This window comes from Gardnerella sp. DNF01151, assembly GCF_049244235.1.
Lineage (GTDB): Bacteria > Actinomycetota > Actinomycetes > Actinomycetales > Bifidobacteriaceae > Bifidobacterium > Bifidobacterium swidsinskii.
The window spans coordinates 138,825-159,463 of record NZ_CP058389.1; the positions used below are offsets into that span (position 1 = coordinate 138,825).

General features: G+C 42.5%; 17 protein-coding genes. 15 read left to right on the plus strand and 2 right to left on the minus strand.

Annotated features, from left to right (window positions below):
* Nucleotides 1-337 precede the first annotated feature (337 nt).
* From HXT37_RS00565 to HXT37_RS00580, 4 genes are all read left to right on the plus strand, one after another.
* Nucleotides 338-1,069 carry an MIP/aquaporin family protein gene (locus tag HXT37_RS00565; protein ID WP_012913721.1) on the plus strand — a complete coding sequence of 244 codons (732 nt, stop codon included), beginning with the start codon at nucleotides 338-340 and terminating at the stop codon, nucleotides 1,067-1,069.
* 187 nt (nucleotides 1,070-1,256) lie between these two features.
* Nucleotides 1,257-2,306, plus strand: coding sequence for a glutamyl-Q tRNA(Asp) synthetase (locus HXT37_RS00570; RefSeq protein WP_032841656.1), 1,050 nt, complete (start codon nucleotides 1,257-1,259; stop codon nucleotides 2,304-2,306).
* 34 nt (nucleotides 2,307-2,340) lie between these two features.
* Nucleotides 2,341-3,141: a YggS family pyridoxal phosphate-dependent enzyme gene (locus HXT37_RS00575; RefSeq protein ID WP_004110083.1), complete on the plus strand. Its 801-nt coding sequence runs from the start codon at nucleotides 2,341-2,343 to the stop codon at nucleotides 3,139-3,141.
* 22 nt (nucleotides 3,142-3,163) lie between these two features.
* Nucleotides 3,164-3,979: a fumarylacetoacetate hydrolase family protein gene (locus HXT37_RS00580; protein ID WP_102703460.1), complete on the plus strand. Its 816-nt coding sequence runs from the start codon at nucleotides 3,164-3,166 to the stop codon at nucleotides 3,977-3,979.
* Between the two features lie 73 nt (nucleotides 3,980-4,052).
* Here the strand turns inward: HXT37_RS00580 and HXT37_RS00585 are convergent, their stop codons facing one another.
* A complete protein-coding gene (locus tag HXT37_RS00585) occupies nucleotides 4,053-5,336 on the minus strand; it encodes a hypothetical protein (RefSeq protein ID WP_421779552.1) in 1,284 nt (427 codons plus the stop codon).
* 391 nt (nucleotides 5,337-5,727) lie between these two features.
* On the opposite strand from HXT37_RS00585, the gene clpB reads away from it, so the two are divergent.
* The 10 genes from clpB to HXT37_RS00635 all read left to right on the plus strand — a co-directional run bounded on the left by clpB (nucleotide 5,728) and on the right by HXT37_RS00635 (nucleotide 17,431).
* On the plus strand, nucleotides 5,728-8,322 hold the full coding sequence (clpB, locus tag HXT37_RS00590; RefSeq protein WP_421779554.1) for an ATP-dependent chaperone ClpB: 2,595 nt from the start codon (nucleotides 5,728-5,730) through the stop codon (nucleotides 8,320-8,322).
* Between the two features lie 327 nt (nucleotides 8,323-8,649).
* A complete protein-coding gene (locus HXT37_RS00595; protein WP_180963739.1) occupies nucleotides 8,650-9,006 on the plus strand; it encodes a hypothetical protein in 357 nt (118 codons plus the stop codon).
* Nucleotides 9,007-9,053: 47 nt separating this feature from the next.
* The gene (locus HXT37_RS00600) at nucleotides 9,054-9,821 is read left to right on the plus strand and encodes an ABC transporter ATP-binding protein (RefSeq protein WP_102703302.1); all 768 of its coding nucleotides are present in this window, start codon (nucleotides 9,054-9,056) and stop codon (nucleotides 9,819-9,821) included.
* A 533-nt stretch (nucleotides 9,822-10,354) separates the two neighbouring features.
* Nucleotides 10,355-11,449: a hypothetical protein gene (locus HXT37_RS00605; protein ID WP_004136513.1), complete on the plus strand. Its 1,095-nt coding sequence runs from the start codon at nucleotides 10,355-10,357 to the stop codon at nucleotides 11,447-11,449.
* Nucleotides 11,439-12,170 carry a hypothetical protein gene (locus tag HXT37_RS00610; protein WP_004136512.1) on the plus strand — a complete coding sequence of 244 codons (732 nt, stop codon included), beginning with the start codon at nucleotides 11,439-11,441 and terminating at the stop codon, nucleotides 12,168-12,170. Before HXT37_RS00605 ends, HXT37_RS00610 begins: the two co-directional genes overlap by 11 nt.
* Nucleotides 12,171-12,224: 54 nt before the next feature.
* On the plus strand, nucleotides 12,225-13,565 hold the full coding sequence (gene rmuC, locus HXT37_RS00615; protein ID WP_004105862.1) for a DNA recombination protein RmuC: 1,341 nt from the start codon (nucleotides 12,225-12,227) through the stop codon (nucleotides 13,563-13,565).
* A 57-nt stretch (nucleotides 13,566-13,622) separates the two neighbouring features.
* On the plus strand, nucleotides 13,623-14,471 hold the full coding sequence (locus HXT37_RS00620; RefSeq protein WP_004136511.1) for a hypothetical protein: 849 nt from the start codon (nucleotides 13,623-13,625) through the stop codon (nucleotides 14,469-14,471).
* A gap of 43 nt (nucleotides 14,472-14,514) precedes the next feature.
* Nucleotides 14,515-15,321 (plus strand): TrmH family RNA methyltransferase, encoded by an 807-nt coding sequence (locus HXT37_RS00625; protein WP_103013764.1) that lies wholly within the window; start codon nucleotides 14,515-14,517, stop codon nucleotides 15,319-15,321.
* A 146-nt stretch (nucleotides 15,322-15,467) separates the two neighbouring features.
* On the plus strand, nucleotides 15,468-16,460 hold the full coding sequence (locus HXT37_RS00630) for an ATP-binding cassette domain-containing protein (RefSeq protein ID WP_004136505.1): 993 nt from the start codon (nucleotides 15,468-15,470) through the stop codon (nucleotides 16,458-16,460).
* Entirely contained in the window at nucleotides 16,457-17,431 is a 975-nt protein-coding gene (locus HXT37_RS00635; RefSeq protein WP_103013765.1) for an ABC transporter permease subunit, read from the plus strand. Before HXT37_RS00630 ends, HXT37_RS00635 begins: the two co-directional genes overlap by 4 nt.
* Nucleotides 17,432-18,291: 860 nt before the next feature.
* On the opposite strand, the gene vly is transcribed toward HXT37_RS00635, so the two are convergent.
* Entirely contained in the window at nucleotides 18,292-19,842 is a 1,551-nt protein-coding gene (gene vly / locus HXT37_RS00640) for a cholesterol-dependent cytolysin vaginolysin (RefSeq protein WP_004110067.1), read from the minus strand.
* A gap of 498 nt (nucleotides 19,843-20,340) precedes the next feature.
* Between vly and gatC the strand changes: the two genes are divergently transcribed.
* Nucleotides 20,341-20,637 carry an Asp-tRNA(Asn)/Glu-tRNA(Gln) amidotransferase subunit GatC gene (gene gatC / locus HXT37_RS00645; RefSeq protein ID WP_004105888.1) on the plus strand — a complete coding sequence of 99 codons (297 nt, stop codon included), beginning with the start codon at nucleotides 20,341-20,343 and terminating at the stop codon, nucleotides 20,635-20,637.
* Nucleotides 20,638-20,639 lie beyond the last annotated feature (2 nt).

The window sequence follows — 20,639 nt, forward strand, 5'->3', positions numbered from 1 at the left end:
GGGATATTTAAGACTTTAACCGTTGCAACGAGGATGTTGTGAAGATGAAACCGCAGATATTGTTTTTGTAGATAAGAGGCTCGCCAAGGTGGCGGGCCTCTTTTGGTGTGAGGGCGATTTTACTATTTACGCAGACTGTCGCGCGTATAAGGGAAACTATCAAAGAATAAATGTTGGAATTCATTTTCTTAGCTTCTTTGAAAATGAGAATATATTGTGTTCCATGCTGTGCTAATCGCAATTGCGAGTTGTTGGACGATTGTTAAGCGACGAGTCGTTATTTATACGCGTGATTACGTGTGTGGAGTTTGAAACAAGTAAGAAGGATCGAAGGACCATGCAACATTCGTTTATGGCAATGTTGGCTGCAGAATTTATTGGCACTGCTATTCTCATGATTTTCGGAAACGGTGCTGTGGCAAACGTTGAATTAAAAAATACTAAAGGACACCATGCTGGCTGGCTAAATATTGCTATGGGCTACGGTTTTGGCGTGATGTTCCCAGTGCTCATGTTTGGCGGAATCTCAGGTGCGCATATCAATCCTGCTATGACAATTGCGCAAGCTGTAAACGGCATGTTCCCGTGGGCTAACGTTGCGCCTTATATTGTAGCTCAGCTTTTAGGCGCGCTGGTTGGTCAGCTTATTGTGTACGTAACTTATTTGCCGCATTACAACGAAACTGAGGAGTCAGAAGCAATTCTTGGCACTTTCTGCACTACGGATGCGTATAACAACAAAATTAACTACTTCCTTAACGAGTTCTTCGGCACGCTTGTGCTTGTTTTAGCTGCACTTTGCTGCCTTACTTCTCCTTGGGGTGAGAAGAATTTGGCTGGCGCTTCAATCGTCGTTGGCTTCGTTGTTTGGGGCTTGGTGACTTCTATGGGTGGTCCAACTGGTCCTGCTTTGAATCCTGCTCGTGATCTTATGCCGCGTTTGCTTCACGCAATTTTGCCAATTCCGCACAAGGGATCTTCTCGCTGGGGTGAAGCGTGGATTCCAGTTATTGCTCCTATTGCCGGCGCAATCTTGGGTGTGGTTATGTATAAGTCGTTATTTGCATAAAACATTTGCTTTTAACTGTGATTGATTGCGGTTTATTGCGATTGTAAGAAGCGCGTAATGCTAGTATGAATGCGTTACGCGCTTTTTATTTTGCAAGCTTATGCTTTGCAAGCTTGTGCTTATTAAGAAAAATATTGGAAAAGATTTTAAGAAAGATTTTAAGAAAGATTTTAAGAAAGACGAAATCATGTTTTCGAAGTCAACTATTGCAATTGGTCGTTTTGCGCCGACTCCTTCCGGGCGTATGCATATTGGAAACATGGTAGCAATGTTGGCTGCGTGGCTTTCTGCAAAATCGCAGGGTGGCCACATGCTTTTGCGTTTGGAAGATCTTGATATTGCGCGAATGCCGAAAGATGCTAGCGCGCGAGTTATTGACGATTTGAAGTGGGCTGGTCTTGATTGGGTTGGTGAGCCTACTTATCAGCATAAGCGCACTGCAATCTACCAAGAAGCTCTTGATGCGTTAGAATCTTTGCAAGATGCTGACGGAAATTCGTTGATTTACCCGTGTTTTTGCTCGCGTTCCGATATTCGTGCAATCGCAGCTCCGCAAGAAGGCGACGGTTTTATACGCTACCCGGGTACGTGCAGAAATCTGTGCAAAACTGCGGAAGGCTTGGCGCAAATCGAAAGGCGTTTGCAAAATAACCAGCAACATTCTTTGCGACTTGCAGTGCCGTCTGCTGATTCGCTGCAAGCAAATGTGAGTTTTGAAGACGCGATTTTTGGCGCGCAATCGTTTAACATTAATCGCGATTTGGGAGATATGGTGATTCGCCGCGCGGATGGCGTTTTTTCTTATCAGCTTGCGGTTGTTGTTGACGATGTTTTGAGCGGAGTAAATGATATTGTGCGCGGCCGCGATTTGCTTCGTTCGGCAGCGCTTCAAATTTGGATTGGTGAGCTGCTTGAAAAATCGGGATTTTTTGCGGCTTATGGCGTGCACTATGTGCGTCCGCAATTTGCGCATTTACCGCTGATTGATAACGCACAAGGCGAGCGACTTGCAAAAAGTAAGCACTCGCTAGACGTCGGTGCTCTTCGTGAATCTGGCTGGAGTGCCGAGCGCATGATTGGCTATTGCATGTATCTTTTGGGATACAAAAAGCCTGGTCAAAATCAGCCTGTAGATATGAGTGCCGACGATGCGCTTGCGTTATTTAAAAGCCTTGACACGCCGTGGGGTTCTGTTCGCGCAAACCTAGCCGACAAATCCGTGCCCTTCCTCGACTAAACTATGTATTTAGATTGATAGATTGGGGCAATAAATGGCATATATGGCGCAAAAAGATTTAGCGAATACTGAGGTTGATTGTGTTCGTGCGCGTCAAATTGCCGACGGCGTGCACAGCGTGCAAGACGCCATTGCTCAAGCCGAATCGCATTATGGTCGCAAAGCTGAGTCGGTTACGCTACTTGCCGCAACTAAAACGCGAGATGTTGGCGAAATTATGGCAGCGCTTAAAGCTGGGGTGAGAGTAATTGGGGAAAATCGCCCACAAGAAATCGTTGCAAAAGCCGAAATTTTACGCGCGGAAGCTGCTAGAGAAGGTTTAAGCGTTGGTGTAAACGGCGAAATTCCGCTCTACTTAATCGGTCAACTGCAAAGCAATAAAATAAACAAAGTTTTACCACTTGCAAATGGTATTCAGTCGGTTGACGGCATTGAACTTGCGCAAAAGATATCTGCTCGCGCGCAAAATTTGGGACTTTGTGTAGACGTTATGTTGGAAGTGAACGTTTCGGGAGAAGCTACGAAATCGGGGTGCGCGCCAGAACGCGCGATTGACGAAGCGTTCGCTATATCTAGTCTTCCGGCACTTAATTTGCACGGATTTATGACGCTTGGAGCGCGCGTGGATGATGAAACAATAGTGAGAAGCGGTTTCGCAAAATTGCGAGAAATTAGAGATTGTGTGAGTAAACAACTCGTGCAAGATTATGATGGAAGCTCTGTAAAATTAGAGCTTTCGATGGGAATGTCTGGTGATTTTGCGTGGGCGATTGCCGAAGGTTCAACAATGGTTAGAATCGGTTCGGCAATCTTTGGCCCACGCGCATTTGTGTAGTGTGCTGCGTAATCTTAAAAACATGAGAATTGCACGTTTTTCTTATAATGAAGTTCCGCAATACGCTTTCGTTCAAAAAGACGAAACCGACGGTAAAGATTATTTAGTAGCGCTTGAAGGTCATCCTTTAAGCTCGCAAGGAGTTAAACCAACTGGTAAACGTTACGCGTTGGATGCGGATGGCGTGCGCTTGCTTGTACCTGTAATTCCTTCGAAAGTTTACGGCTTGGCAAAAAATTACGATACGCGTTCTGATGACGAGCGCGCTACTTCTTCTGCGGCTTCTTCGCATAATGCTGAAGATATGGTGATTTTTACAAAGCCGAGCACTTCTGTAATGGGTACGGACGATCCGATTGTAATTCCTGCTTGTTCAAACGACATGAATTTTGAGCCAGAAGTAGCAGTTGTTATGGGCAAAATTACAAAAAACGTGACGGCAGATACTGCAATGAATTACGTTTTTGGCTTTACATGCGTAAACGACGTAACTTTACGAGATTGCGCAGGAAGCGACCCAATGTGGACACGCGCGAAAGGTTTCGACACTTCTTGCCCGCTTGGACCTTGGATTACAACCGAGCTAAATTGGCGCGATGCACATATTTCATTTACGCTTAATGGCGAAAATGTGCCAGAAGCGAGTGGCACCACAGCTCGACTTATTCACAGTATTCCTGAGCAGATTGCTGCGATTTCAAGCTTCTCAACGCTTCTTCCGGGAGATGTGATTTTGACAGGAACTCCATACCCGGCTGGGACTTTACGCGCGGGTGACGAAGCTATCGTGCACGTAGATGGCATTGGCTCTTTGCGAAACGTTGTTGTAAGTGAATAAGAGTTAAAGGAAAGGGTGTCTTATTTGTAAGACACCCCTAAGTTTTTCCATAAACTGTAATTTAGCAAATCGTCTACATTTGTGGATTAATTGCAAAATCGCTGAAATGACATCCATCTACTTTCCCAGCAAGAAGATTACTTGTTGTGTTATCAAAATGCACGGTTTGTTGTAGTTTGAAATTCTTTTTGTTAAGAAAATACAATGTCGATTGTGGTGTCTTTTCTCCATTTGCGTTATCTAAAATTGCTATAGCGTTTTTAGTGGTTTGCATCCAATATCTTTTTGGATTGAACTTGCTTGAAGTATTTACTGGGATGGTAAATGTAATTTGCGTTTTCCCAGTAATTGTATTAATTTTATACAGCACGCCTGTGCCTTGGTCGAGTGCTAAGAGCTCGCGATCATTGAGCATTGTCCTATTCCCATATGAAATATTTTCAAAATCGTGTTTTTCCCCATAGTTATAGGCTATGCGCTTATTTTGCAAGGTTAGCGGTATAAAATCGAATTTTCCTGATTGCGTATTCCACCGATTAATACCGTACGTGGTGAAAGTGAATTCAGGATCGTCTTTTTTATATTCCGTTGTGTCTCCAATCGAAATGATGGTGTTGCGAATGCAAGGAGCTGTGTCGTTTCCTATCGTAGAAAAACTATGTACCGTCGTTTCAGAATTTTTGAGTATATGTTTTACGGGTATTGAATCTTGGAGTTTTTTTATTACGAATCCATTTGTTCCATTAAAACTATTAGTTCCATTGTCGCTGGGGCTAATGGTGTACGTGCCACTCTCGCAAGCGCTCGATACATCATATATACGTGATTGCATAATATCTGTATTTCGCGGTTTGCCAAGGGTAATACTATTGAATTCGAGTTGATTTTTCCTAGTGCGAGTAAAACCGTGGTCAAGAACACTAATAACTTCGTGCTGATTATTTTCAAAAATGCCAGCTTGTGCAGCAGGTAATTTTTTGTGATGTTTAATTGCAATACGCATGTTACTTTTTTGGGCAAGGAAATAGTCAAATTTAGCGTCTACGAAATACAAACCATCAGTGTTCCATAATATGCTAGGAGATTCAATGGCATAAGTGGTAATAGTTTGAGAAGTTCCATCGTTGTTGAGTAATACGATGAATCCATCTCGCTTCTTCTCTTTGCCGGCAGTCATGTCACTTATTGCCACAGCGCCAACGGCATGTGAAAGATTTGCTTGTTTATAACTAATTTGTGTAGGCATCTGCTGCCAAAACAGTAGAAACAATATAGCTGATGCGATGACGGCGGCAGAAAAGCATAGTAAAACAATAATTATCTTCTTCGTAATTGTTTTGAAAAGGTTCTTATTCATAATAGCCTCATTGTTATTGTGGATAATTTTACCTGTAATATGTCGCCGACGATATATTTATATTGTAGATTATTTGCAGAAGTCAGTCTATAAAATATTCGTAAAACATTGCAATTTCACCTTAAATATGCAACATGTGATTGATTTTAGGAAATAGCCCTTAATCTTGATTTCAAAACTTGAGTCTAGTACACTCAAGTTTTAGGAATAAAGTTATAGGAAAATCTGTTATACGTATCAGATACATGAAAGTGAAAGCTCGTTAGAACTCGAAAGTATCGTCAAAAAGCTTGAAATTGCAACGAGAGTTGCAATAAAGGTTGCAACAAAAGTTGCAGCGATTTGACTTAACTGAAATGTGTTTTACAGCTTTCGTGGAAGTGAGGTAGATATGGAACAAAAGTTTACAACCTTAGCGCAAGACGCATTAAGTGATGCTGTGCAAAGTGCGGCTGCAGCTGGCAACGCGCAAGTTGACACTTTGCATTTGGTGGATGCTTTACTTCGTCAAGAGCAGGGCGTCGTTCGCGCGCTTATTGCGCAAACGGGGGCAGATGCGCAACAAATCGGTGCTGAAATTCGCAACGCATTAGTGTCATTGCCTTCATCTACTGGCTCAACTACAACTAAGCCAGATGCAAGCCGTCAACTTTTGGCTGCGCTAAGCCAGGCAGAAAAAGAAATGCGCGCAATGGGAGACGAATACGTTTCTACGGAGCACATGCTTATTGGCATAGTTGCGAGCGCGCCGAATGCAGTTGCGGATATTTTCAAAAAGCACAACGTTTCCGCAGACGCGTTGCGAAAAGCTGTGCCAACTGTACGCGGAGGCGCAAAAGTTACAAGCCCAGACGCGGAAGGCAACTACAAAGCGCTCGAAAAGTATTCAGTTGATATGACAGCGCGCGCTCGCGAGGGAAAGCTTGACCCTGTGATTGGGCGCGACCAGGAGATTCGTCGCGTAATTCAGATTCTTTCTCGCCGCACGAAGAACAATCCTGTGCTGATTGGCGAGCCGGGCGTTGGAAAAACGGCAGTTGTAGAAGGATTAGCTCAGCGAATCGTTGCAGGGGATGTGCCTACGACTTTGCAAAACAAGCGTCTTATCAGTCTTGACTTGGCTTCGATGGTTGCAGGTTCGAAGTATCGCGGCGAGTTTGAGGAACGCTTAAAAGCAGTGTTGAAGGAAATTCAACAATCAGACGGTCAAATTATTACGTTTATTGACGAAATTCACACTGTTGTTGGCGCGGGATCTGCAGAAGGTTCAATGGATGCTGGCAATATGCTTAAGCCAATGCTTGCGCGCGGTGAGCTGCGCTTGGTTGGCGCGACTACGCTTAACGAGTATCGTGAGCATATTGAAAAGGATTCTGCGCTTGAACGCAGATTCCAGCAAGTGTTTGTTGGCGAGCCGTCTGTTGAAGATACTGTGACGATTTTGCGCGGACTTAAGCAACGTTACGAAGCACACCACAAGGTGACGATTAGTGACGATGCAATCGTAGCTGCAGCAACGCTTTCAAACCGCTATATTACCGGTCGTCAGCTTCCAGATAAGGCGATTGATTTGGTGGATGAAGCGGCAGCTCACTTGCGTATGGAGCTTGATTCTCAGCCAGAAGAAATCGACGAATTGCAGCGCAAAGTTACGCGTCTTGAAATGGAGGAAATGCAATTAAAGAAAGCGGAAGATGCTGCTGCTAAAGAACGCTTAGAAAAGTTGCAAGAAGAATTAGCTAACTCGCGCGAAAAGCTTGCTGGATTGAAAGCGCGTTGGGATGCGGAAAAGGCTGGTCACAACAAGGTTGGTGATTTGCGAGCGCAACTCGATGCTAAGCGCGTAGAAGCCGACAAATTCACGCGTGAAGGCAACTTGGAGCAAGCAAGCCGTATTTTGTATGGCGAAATCCCAAGCATTCAAAAAGCTTTGGAAGAAGCAGAGTCCGAGGCTGCTAACGCTAAGAGTGAAGCGAAAGAGCCGATGGTTCCAGACCAGGTTGACGCTGATTCTATTGCAGGAGTCGTTAGCGAATGGACGGGCATTCCTGTTGGTCGCTTGATGCAAGGCGAAAATGAGAAGCTCCTAAACATGGAAAAGGAGCTTTCTAAGCGTGTGGTTGGTCAAAGCGAAGCAATTCAGGCTATAGCGGATGCTGTGCGCAGAAGCCGTGCTGGAATTGCAGACCCGAATCGCCCGACTGGTTCGTTCCTATTCTTGGGTCCTACTGGCGTTGGCAAGACGGAGCTTGCTAAGGCTCTTGCTGACTTTTTGTTTGACGACGAGCGTGCAATGGTTCGCATTGATATGAGCGAGTACATGGAAAAGGCTTCCGTTTCGCGTCTAATCGGTGCTGCTCCTGGTTACATTGGCTATGAGGAAGGCGGCCAGCTTACTGAAGCTGTGCGTAGGCGTCCGTATTCTGTAGTGCTTTTTGACGAAGTTGAGAAGGCACATCCGGAAGTATTCGACGTTTTGTTGCAGGTTTTGGATGATGGTCGTTTGACTGACGGTCAGGGTAGAACGGTTGATTTTACGAATACGATTTTGATTATGACGTCAAACTTGGGTTCGCAATTCCTTGTGCAAGAAGGCTTGGACGATGCTGCTAAACGTAAAGCTGTTATGAACGCTGTTCACGCTGAGTTTAAGCCAGAGTTCATCAACCGTTTGGATGAACTTGTTATGTTCCATCCGCTTACTCGTGAAGAGCTTGGTGGAATTGTGGATATTCAAGTTCGTCAAGTGGCTGCGCGCTTGAGCGACCGCCGCATTAGCTTGGATGTGAGTGACTCTGCTCGCACTTGGCTTGCGGAGCATGGCTACGATCCAGTTTATGGTGCTCGTCCGTTACGCAGATTGGTTCAAACAGAAATTGGCGACCAGCTTGCGCGGTTGCTGCTTTCTGGAAAGGTGCATGATGGCGCTCGCGTAGTTGCGGATTGTGAGAATACTAGCGACCATGTGATTCTAAAGATTGCGTAGTGCCTGCATTCTTCAATGTAGCCAAATAATGTAATCAAATAAAACAAAGCGTGCTGTTTATTGGATTATTCCCCAGTAGACAGCACGCTATTTTTATATCTGAATAATTGAAAACAAAAAGATTTGTGCAAATTACATTCTTTTTTATTTGAAAAATAAATTAAGACCTTTACGCCAAGTAATGAAATGATGCAAAGTACTACGCATGCTACGTCATAACTGCCGACATAAGGATAATTAAGAAAAGCTAGTACGCCCAAAATTAAGCTTGCTGTAGCAAGGTTGTTATTATAAAATAAGTATTACGTATTCAGGGCTGAATACGTTATGAAGCAGATTGAGAATGGAGATACGAATATGTTCGCAAAGAAAGGATTTGCAATAGTTGCGCTTACTACTATTGTTTATGCTGTGCCAATGTCAGCTTATGCTCAGATGAGTGGTTCTGTAGTTGGAATAGACAGAGAAAGTATACCTTGTACGGCTAGTGTTCATAATAATCAAGCAAAGTTGGTATGCCATCATTCTCCAAAATTTGTGCGTGCGAGAATAGCTTGCCGTTTTTGGCCAGATCAACTTACTAATTGGATAAAAGATGGCGTTGAATATTCTGGTGGCTGTATTTTTGGGGTTAATGATACTCCTAGCGGCAACCCTGTCACCATGGAAGTTGGAAGTAATTAGTCTAGTTGGTATAAATATCAAATTGCTATAACGTTAAGTGGGGAGATATGCAAGAATCATATACGGGCTCAGGTGTGCAACTTGTTAATGTGAATTTTTCGTATGGGAAAAAACAAATTTTGCATAATCTTTCTATAGATTTATCTTTTGGCATATGTGGTCTTTTGGGGCCAAATGGTGCTGGGAAAACTACTCTGCTTAACGTTATAGCGACTATTTATGCTCCCTCTAGTGGAAAACTTTTTGTTCATGGCTTTGACGTAACTGATCGTGCGGAAAGGGCTAAAGCTCGGTCAAATATTGGTTATTTGCCACAATCATTTGAACTTATGAATGCATCAAGTGTGTTAAAAAATGTTCAATATGCCGCATGGGCGCGAGGTTTATCGTGGAGTGCTGCGTATCAAGCTGCTTGGAATGCTCTCAAACAGGTTGGCTTGGAAAAACAAGCACATCGCATCGTTGCTAAAATATCAGGAGGTCAGCGTCAGCGTGCTGGTATTGCTTGTGTGATTGCTAGTCAGCCTGCAGTACTAATACTTGATGAGCCTACTGTTGGTTTAGATCCTGAGCAGCGTATTGATATTCGTAATTTTCTTAAGTCTTATTCGCAAAAGCATACTGTTATTGTCAGTACACATTTAGTAGAAGATTTAGCAGTAATTGCGGATCGGGTTATAGTTCTTAATGAAGGAATTATATTGCTTGATGGGAAAATGGATAATCTTCTTCAATATGCTAATCGTGAAGATCTTATGGTAACTCCATGGGAATCAGGGTATAGACATTTGCTATCTAAATTTCATAAAAATTAGTAGTAGCAGTAACTAGATATGTATAGTTTCTTATTTCGTTAATGTGGTAGCAAGTAGGGATGTGATTAAATATGCGTCAATATTCTAACTTTTTGACTGAATTCGGATTTTTTACGAAAAGTCATAAGAAGTGCACAATTATTTCACGTATTATGTACCCATTATCTCTAATAAGCAGTTGTATTTTTAGCTTATTTTTGATTGCATATCCTGTTTTTTTGGGTGTGGCAAATTTTTTAGCGCATAATAATAATTATGCGCTTTGGTTAAGAATTGATGTCACGTGGATGCATTGTTTGTCTGATATTGTTGCTTGCATTTTTGGCGCATGGTGTTCATGTAAAGCTTGCTCGCCTAGATGTTTGGTTAATTCTGCGTGGTGTGCAGGAAAATCAGCCAGTCGTTACGCTATTCCTATACTAAAAGGCGCTATACTGTGCAGTTTGTTATATTGCGTAAGTATATTGCCAACAGTAATTCAGAGTGATGTAAATATTACAAATTTTCCGTATTTTCCACTATTATGTGGAGGCGTGACGCCAAGTGCATTTTTTGCAATTGGTTTTGCTTTAGGAGTAATTATTGGCAATCGTTGGGCAATTGTATTCTCAGCTTTATTATCTTTTGCAATAATTTGGTGCTGTATTTATGGTGTCATTATAATGCATAATGGCACCATACCTCAGGGAGATATTTTTCCTAGATATTGGGGTAGTAGTTTATATGCAATACTTCCAGTGTCGGATGCTGGTATTGGTGCTGAGCCTGGTTTGCGTATGAACCCATGGTTGGTGACTTTGCGCATATTCTTTGTGTGTGTTGTTATCGTTTCATGCATTCTTTGTTGCGCGCATATTAGATATTTTTGGCAAAAGGGATCTTATTGGTGCATAAAAGCAATAAGTATTTCTTTAATTATGCCAATAGTATGTGCTTGTTGTATAGCTATGTGGGGTCCAAAACCTTGGATTCGCTCTGGACCTTTTGTGCCTCAGTGTACGACGTTTAAAGATACTGCTTTTTCTGTTTGTGTACATCCTGAAGAAGCTTATATTCGTAAACTTCGTGCTGTTAAACATTTGAAAACTGTTGCTTCTTGGTTTCCTAAGAATCAGAGAGATTCGCAAGGCAAAGGAATTGTGCTTGTGCTTGGAAATGCGTTTACTCCAACAAATACTGAAAAATCTTGGAATCTTACTAATAGTGGTTTAATAAAGTTACGTAATCTTAAAGCTACTGTTATTCAACAACAAACAGATACATTTGTTAGGCGTTCTGAGAAATATGGTGATATGACTGGTATCGCTCAAGAAGTGTTACAAAGATTTGTGCCTGCAAAATGTGCATCAAGTGCTATGAAAGAAGTATATGTAAAAAAGAATCTTGATTCAAACGCTTCTGTTACAGCATTTTTGCTTGCTCAGCTTCCTTCTCGTATAAGTAATGATGTGTATGGGTCATATGGATTTATTACAGGTGAAGCAAACGATAAAGTGGCTATGAGTATTAATAATGCTGATGATGCTAAGCTGAAACAATTTGTAAAAAATCATGTTAAAGAACTTAATCAATGTCTCATAACTCCACAACAAGTCTTATCGGAACTTGGTGATAAGCATGAAAAATAATTTTCGCGCTTGGCTTGAAGGTAGGCATTATATTGTTGCAATCGTTGCAATTTTATTGTCCGTAGTCCTTCCCTCTTTAATGCTTGTTATATTCAGATCATTTGTAACGCAGTTGCCAGTTTATGTTGGTTATATTTGTTTGCCGGATTCTGCTAATGTGCATAATGCGGTAGAAGGTATAACGTTTCAATGTCAATCTGGTAGTAGTGTTGTTAATTTTGTTGTTCCTCTGTATGAAGTTATTGTAGTTGGGTTTATTGCCGCGGCATTCGTTTGTCTTGCTCCGATTATGGTATCGTGGGAACGTTTCGTGATGAAAAGGTTGCGAATATATGCATTGAGTGCTGCTTTATTGTGTTTGTTTGTTTCATTTGGCGCTTCAGTGTTAATTGTTCGTATAATTGATTTGCAGTTATTGAGTACATTGCAGATGATTTTAGGTAATGCTTGGATTGATATTGTGCTCATAATGATTGGATTAGCCTGTTTTGGAAGGTTTTACGGCCTTGCATTTGGTGTCTTTTTAGCGGTGATGAATATTGCCACACAAGGTTTGCAAAGTAAAATTGGATTGATTTTGCGATGGTATCCTTCTGGAACTTTGCCTGTAATTCCTGGACAATCCATATTGTTATACGTCATTGTTGTTCTTACTGTAATTGCAGTTTGCCTATGGAGCGGCACGTGTGGACGTGGATTGCTTTATTTTGAACGTGCTTAAAAGACGTGTTTAATTATATTTCAAAAGTCAACTCAATAGTGTTTAATAGAACGTATGTTCGATAATATTGTGATGTTTGTTTTAATGGTGGTTGCTGTTGTAATAACCGCCATTGTTGTGCTGGCTATTGTTAAGCACAACTCTGGAACGCAAGGCGCTAATGGCGTAAACCAGCGCGAATTTAACGAATTGCGCTCGCAGTATGAACAAGCGCGCGCTCAAGCTCAAGAAAATGGCAATCAGGCTATACGCTATCGCACGCAAGCAGAGCAGCTTGCTGAGCGATTAAAGTTTGTTGAAGCAGAACTTGCTAAGGCGCAGCAGGCAGAGCAATTGCGAGTGAATCGCGAAGAACAATTGCGCGCAGAGCGAGAAGAACGCGAACGGTTAAATCGTGAAAAAACTTTGAAAGAGCAAGGTAAAGTTTTGGAAGCGCTTGCTCCAGTAAAAGACAATCTCGAAGCATTGAAGAATAAAGTTTCGCAGATTGAAGAAGGGCGTAAGCAAGAAATGGGTGTGCTAAGCACTCAGCTTAAAGGCCTAAGTGAGCAGCAAACAAGGCTTGACCGCGAAACAAGTTCGCTTTCTGCAGCATTGCGAAATAATAAGGTTCGCGGAGCTTGGGGCGAGGCTCAACTAAAGAATATTGTTGAATCTGCAGGCTTGCTTGAGCATGTTGATTTTGATACGCAGGTTGTTGTAACTGGAGTAAATGGCGAACAGCAGAGGCCAGATATGGTTGTGCATCTGCCAGGAGGCAAAACAATTCCAGTTGATGCAAAAGTTCCGTATGCGGATTATCAGCGCGCTTGCGAAATCCCAGATAACGCAAGTGACGAAGAATTAGCTAGAAGGAGCGAGCTTCTAAAAGCGCATGCTAAGGCTTTGCGAGAGCATGTTAGAGTATTAGGGGCTAAAGCGTATTGGCAGGCTTTTGAAACAGCACCAGATTTTGTAGTTGCATTTATTCCAAACGAAGCATTGCTTCAGGCGGCTCTTGAAGCGGATCCAACGCTTATGGATGATGCTTTTGCGCAAAAAGTAGCACTCACTTCACCAGTTACTTTGTGGGCCGTGCTTAAGTCTGTTGCGTACGCATGGCAGCAGCAAAGTCTTACAGATGATGCAAAAGAACTTTTCGATTTATCTCGAGAATTATATGATCGCTTTGCGGTTCTTGGGGAAAATGCTTCAAAACTTGGCGTATCTTTGGCAAGAACAGTTGCAGCTTACAATAAGTTTGCTTCTTCGCTTGAGTCGCGAGTGTTGGTAACAGCGCGTAAACTTCAGAAGTTAGATCAAAGTAAAGTTATTGCTTCAATAGATCTTATAGATTCCGATAAAGCTGATGTTAAAGAGCTGAGCGCTCCGGAAGTATCAGTAGAAGATCGTTAAGCATAAAAACATTAAAGCATCAAAAATTGAAGAACTCTAACGCTAAGGAGTGCAAAAATGGCAGAATTACAAGAGGAACGCGCTGAGCTTAAACGCATGCTTTGTGCAGATATGATTGCGAAACCATTTAGTGAACTGTTTTCTGTTACATTTGCTCAGCGTGGCTCTAAGCTGGTTGGAGATGTTCTTTTTGACGCAATTGAGAAAGCTGGGTATTCGTTAGAACGCGATGTTGACGCTGTTGGCGCGTTAACTGCTGCTGCGGTGCCGATGGTTTTTGCGCTTATTCATGCTGCAGAACGTAAAGGAATTGCACTCGACGGCTTTGTTATGGATTTTGTTTTTCCTGCAACAAAAGGCCCGTCAGTTAAAGGCAAGCGAGTGCTGTTGCTTGACTCTTGGCTTTCTGAAAAATCGTATGTTCAAACTTCTTCGCTTGTGACTTTACGACACGGAAATGAATTAAGTCTTGATTTTGGCATTGTTCATCAGCAAGGCGCGCAAATTCTTGCTATAGTTGCATTAATTGGTGGTGTTGACGCCGACGAACAAGGCACAAGGCATCTTCAATTAGTAAATCCAATAAGTGAGGAGAGTACTAAAATGGCATTTGTTCAAGCTTTCGATGAAGAAGAATTACGTGCAGATGCAGATCACGACGATTGCTGCAACGACAATTGCTGTGGCGGTCATTGCGAGGTTAAATGCACTGGCGATTGTAAGCATGACGGCTGCACTGAGCCATGCTGTGAAGATAACTGCTGTGGCGGTCATTGCAAGGTAGAGTGCACTGGTGATTGTGCTCATGATGGTTGCACTGAGCCTTGCTGCGAGGATAACTGCTGTGGTGGCCATTGCAAGTCAAGTTGCACAGGTGATTGCGCAACTGACGGCTGCCAAGACTAGCTGCAATACTAAGCAAAAGTATTAAACGGAGCAAAACTCACGCATGCACGAACCGAATCCAATTACTTTGGCTGCAAAAGCTTCCGATGAGCCAGAATTCCGACCTATAGGAGTTGGCCCATGGGAAGAAGAACATCCAGGTGAGCCTCGTCCAGATAATCCAGAATCGCCAAATTATGATGCGCGGTTTAGCACTGAATTACTAGACGAAGGCGACCAGCGTAACGTCTTAGATCGCTACAGATACTGGAAAGTAGAAGCCATAAAAGCGGATCTCGATTCTAAAGGCCGTCATGAGTTTGAAGTAGCTGTAGAAAATTGGACTCACGATTTCAACATAGGCTCTATGGTTCGCACTGCGAACGCGTTTACTGCGAAAAAAGTGTATATCGTAGGGCCTCATAAATGGAATCGTAAAGGCTCATTAATGACTGAGCTATACCAATACGTTGAGTGCTGCCCAACTATTGAAACTCTAGTAACTAATTGGCGCGAAAATATAGCACGGGAAGCAGAAGAAGCGCATCAACTTTTGCTTAAAGCGCAGGCAGAAGGCAATAAAGAAGCCGAAAAAATCGCAAATATCAAGGAACAAGATGCTAAAAACGCTCGCGTTATAGCGCTCGATATTATTCCAGGTGCTGTTGCTATGGAAACCTACAAGTTCCCTAGACGTTGCCTTATGCTTTTTGGTGCAGAAGGTCCGGGTCTTTCTAAAAAAGCGTTACAAATGGCGGATGACGTTGTTTATATTTCGCAATTCGGCTCTGTTCGCTCACTAAACGCGGGAGCAGCTGCAGCTGTTTCCATGCACGCGTGGATTGCGCAACATGCAGTGCCAAATTGCTGAATCTTAATAAAATATTAATTAGAATTTCGGTAGCAGAATTTTGTCAGCAGAATCTCATCAGCAGTATTAGTTAAAACGCAGCAGCCTGTACTCATAAACGCTTACATTTAATGTGTATTTTTTTTTATTTGTGATATTGTTAATTTATGTTAGAATTTCAACATATTACAAAGCGTTTCGGCGCAAAAACAGTGCTTAACGACGTTTCTTTCGTCGCCGAAGACGGTAAAGTCACGGGCTTTTTAGGTCCTAATGGCGCTGGTAAATCTACCACCATGCGTTGCGCGTTAAATCTTATTCACGCCAATAGTGGCACTTCTCTTATTGACGGAAAACCTTACGCAAAAATCGCATCCCCAATGACGGAAGTTGGCGCAGTTCTTGACGCAAAGTCTGCCCACAGAGGTCGTTCCGCATATAATCACTTGTACTCGCTCGCTTTAACTCACGGAATATCAAAAAAGCGCGTTGACGAAGTGATTGATATTACTGGTTTAACTAGCGTAAAAACTCGCAAAGCGGGATCCTTCTCACTCGGCATGAGCCAGCGTCTTTCGATTGCGGCGGCACTTTTAGCAGATCCGCACAATCTTATTTTGGACGAGCCAATTAACGGTTTGGATCCAGAAGGCGTTAAGTGGGTTCGCGAATTGTGCAAGTATTACGCAAGCCAAGGTCGAGCAATTCTGCTTAGTTCGCACTTGATGAGCGAAGTTGCGCTTACTGCAGATAACCTTGTGATTATTGCGCATGGCGAAATTTTGGAGCGCACAACAGTACAAGATTTTGTTGACGCACATTCTCAGCATGCTATACGTTTAGTAACGCCAGAAGGTGAAAAGCTAAAGTCTGTGCTTGTTCAGAATCATCCTGAATGCAAGATTTTGCCAGATAATCGCACGCCTCAAGACGTTCAAGAAGGCGAGCTACTCAGAATAACAGGTTGCGAGCTCAACCAGATTGCGCGCGAAATTGCGGATAATCAGATTTTGGTATATCAGCTGAATCAAGAGCATGCTTCGCTTGAGGAAGCATATTTGGCTCTTACGCACGGTCAAGAGCAGTACGTAACAAAAGCATTGCCAAATACTACTGCTGCGACTGGAACGCAATATGTAGATGGAAGGAGCGCAAAATGAGTGGGCAAATTGAACAAGCTGTTGAATATCCGGCGAGCAATTCTTACAAAACAGGCCGCAGCATGAACGCTCAGCACTTACGCCTTACATTTATGCACACGCTTAAATCTGAAATTGTTAAGCTGCGCGGACTTGCGTCTACGTGGTGGTGCATGGCATTAACAATTGTTTTGCCAGTAATTTTTAGTTTTATTATCGCGCTTGTGCAGAAAGCAATGTCTAAAGTTGACGTTCATAACAATGGTGCAGCTGGTAGCAAATCAAGTGCTGCGATTACCGTTGGGCCGAGCGATAAAAGTGATCTTATTGCATCTCAAGAAGGCATTTTCCGCTTAGTTATTAGCTTTGCTTCTATATCTTTGATTGTTTTGGCGATTTTTGCAGTGCTTGCTGTAACCGCGGAGCATTCTACAACTTCGATTCAGGCTTCTCTTACTGCTGTACCTCGAAGGGGTATGTTCTTTACGGCTAAATTTGTTGCGGTTGCAATCTACGTTTTTGTAGCCCAACTTATTGCAATGACAGTTTCGCTAGCTGCTGCAGAATTAGCTTTTATGGGAGATAACATTTCCGGATTATCGGGAAGCAACGTGTGGAAATTGCCGCTTACTCTGTTCCTTGGCTCTCCTGCAATTATGGTTGTTGTGTCAGCAATGGCCTACGGTTTTGGCATGATTTGCAAGTCAACTGCTGGCGGAATTATGTGCGTTATTGGAGCCGTGGTGATTCTGCAGACCATTGTTAGCATTATTATGCTTGCAAGCAATTTTGCGAAGTGGACTTCAATACTTATTCAGATTTTGCCAGGCAGTGCTGTAAGCCAATTCTTAGAAGCCTCCGCTAATTCTGGGCTGCAACTTCCACCAAACGCATATGTTTTTACATGGTGGCAGTCCGGTTTAGTGGTTCTTGCTTGGGCTGTAATCATGTACGCAATTGGCTACGTTATTGAAAAGCATCGCGATATTTAAACATAGTAAGTATAAATAAAATAAGCCCTGTTCAATCGCAATCATTACTGAGCAAGTGAGCGGGGCTTATTTGTTGCAACTATTTGCCGATACTAATTTCTAATTCTTCTTCTTGCTAGAAATAGAGCACCCAGCTGCAAATAACGCGATAGCCCAAGCAGCCATAGTAATAATAGATGGCACTAATTCTGGCACTAAGCTCATTGTGTATTTTCTTGAGAATCCTGATCATCTTGTTTCTTTTTAGCAAATTGAGGATGAGCATACTCTGGTCCAATATATGAAGTATCAGGCAATGGTAGCTCGGTAGTAGGCTTAGCATGTTGTGGTTGCGCATGCCGGTTGATATTTCTTTGATTTTCATATTTTGCATAGAGCTGATTCCGGCAATATCCATAATCTCTGATACGCGACTTTTTGGAATTTTACAATATTTTGCAACGAATGTGAGCTTTTTATAGAACTAGTATTTCTATAATTAGCTTTTAAATCTAATACTTTGCCGACTGTTTTTATTGGGGAATTAAGCTTTTTGTATGGGACGCCGTCGAATAATACTTCACCTTCATTGGCTTTTATGAGTCCCAATGCGCAATATAGCGCAGTTGATTGAACCGTTAGGGCCAACAAATCCCGTAACTTTGCTATCTTCTGCTACAAAAGAAATATTATTGAGTACTTGCTGTTTTTATAGTACTTGGATATATTTTGTATCTCTAACATAACTAAATCCTACTGCGAAAAATGTAATAGAAACCCTATTTGTGTAAAAAATTAAGGACTTTATCTCGTAACTGGCTACAAGATAAAGTCCTTAATTTTTTCAGTTTTATTTATTTATGCTCAATTGCAATATGAGTTCAGTCATTCTTTACAGTTTCAGCAACGCGAGGCCACAAGGTTGTGCCCCAGTTCTTGATTGTGCGCTGACGAACCAACGGCAAATCAGTACGGTTGTACACTGTACGCCATGGTTCCCATACCAAGCCGGTCTTTTCTTCCAACTTAATGCGAAGATTGCGCACATTGCCCTTGAACTGAATCGTTGTGCTGAAGTGAGCGGTACGATACTTGCCGTTTCCTTCCCAAGCGCGAGAACGTACGTATGGAGTTCCGTCGATATCAGTGCCGTACTCATCCCAGTAGACGTAGTAGCGAGCTACATAAGCTCCACGGTGATCCAAGGTCAAATAACCGTCACGGTAAGCAGAAACCTTAGTCTCAACATAATCGCTGTTGCTCTGGAGAGTTGCTACTTCGTTATCTTTTACGAAGGAAGTAGTGTAAGCGATTGGAACAGCTGGGCTAGAGGTGCTCAAATTTGCACCTTCCTGAATCAAAGCCTTCAGCGTATCGATATTGCCGGTAATAACCTTTGCTGCGCCGTTAGCGCTGCCGCCGAGAATCACTGCAGTAACAGAAGTATTCTGGAGAATGCGATGGAATTCGGTGTTTGGCTTAATTTCTACGCCCTTAATTGCCGCTTCTACTGCAGCCTGGAAATCAGTGCTCTTGCTGGTGGTATCGAACTTTACGTACATTGAGCGACCATAAGCTACGTTTGACACGTAAACTGGTGGGCGTTTGCTGTCAACGCCACGGTTCTTCAAGCTTTCTGGCGTAGTGCATGGAGCAAAGAAATCTGCTGGGCTATCTGGAGCGTCGACGCTTACTGTGTAGTAAGTTTGCTTGAAGTTCACAATTTGAGTCTGCTTCTCACCCTTGTGTACTGCATCGAAATCAATCTTCAGCGGTACGCCAATCTTTGCAAAATCAGCACCAAACTTAGCCTTGAGCTGGTTCATGCTCTGTGCGCTTGCGGAATCATACTGCATACGAGCTGCCACATGATGGCTTGCTGCATATTGTGCATTCCACTTAGAAACTAAACCGTTAACTGCTGAAGTAACGGAGCTCTTGGTTGGATGTTGCACAGTTACAGCACTCTCGCCGCCGTGGAAGCCTGGCAAATCAATGCTCAAAGTTAATGGTGCGCGATTTGCTGAAATCAAGCTTGGCATGTTATCCATCAAATTCTGGTCAGCGCGGAATAATGCACCAGGATACACGCGATCATTGTTGGCCGAAGTTACCGACAAGTTTGACGTTGTATTGGTGATGTTCTTCTTCTGATGCTCAACAACAACGAATTCGCCGTTCTTGTTGAAGCTGTCGCTGGAGAATTTATTGTTAATTGTTTCGCCGTGACGTGCGAGAATATTCGTTTTATCGTAATGCAAATCCCACAAGTAGTTGTTCAGCGAGTCCTTGCTGGCTGCGCAAGATGCAGCTGGTGCAGAAGGCTTTGCAGAAGAATCTGCCATTGCTGGAACTGCTAAGCATTGTGGAATAATAGTCGCGCCCGCGAGCAACAACATTGCTGCATTACGGTAGAACTTTGTGCTCTTCATATGTATCCTTCGATTTTTATTAGATTTTATTTCAAATTATTTTTTCAGTGAGATGCTGCAAATACGTGCTTCAGTGCATATATATGCTTCAGTGCATCAGCTTCAGCTTCTCACATCACACGATTATTACACACTTTTTATTTATGCGATAATTGTTTAAAATAATTTTTTAAGTTTCAAACAAAAGTTTAAATAATGCTGAAATACCAATACTTTTTTGTTACGTCAGTTTTGTCGTTTCGGCGTGTTGACAGATAAAATGAACGGATTTTACGTATTTTGATTCGTGATAATTTTGTGAAAATATATGCAAAATATTTGTGCAAGTATTATTTAGTGTTACACATGCGCAATTTTTAATTGCTTCAGTCTTAAAGAATTAATTTGTAGTACTTTCTCAATAAAACAAAATAATCAACAAATAATTCTCATAAAGCTTTTATCCACATTGCTTTTTTCTACTAACGAAGGTCACGTATCACACATATAGTTGAGGTTATGCCTACATTCACACGCGAAGAAATTGAGCATTTGGGCGTTTTATCCCAGATTGCTTTAAGCGACGAAGAAATCAGTCGCTTGCAAGGCGAATTGAACGTCATTGCAGAATCTATTAATAAAGTGCAGGAAGTTGCTGGCGAAGATGTGCCACCTACTGCAAATCCAGTGCCTTTGGAAGCTTATTTGCGTCCAGATGAGCCTGCTACACCTTTGACTCAAGAAGAAGCTCTTTCGGATGCTCCTAGAAGTGAGTCTGGCATGTTTGTAGCGCCTCGAATTTTGGGGGAGGAATAAAA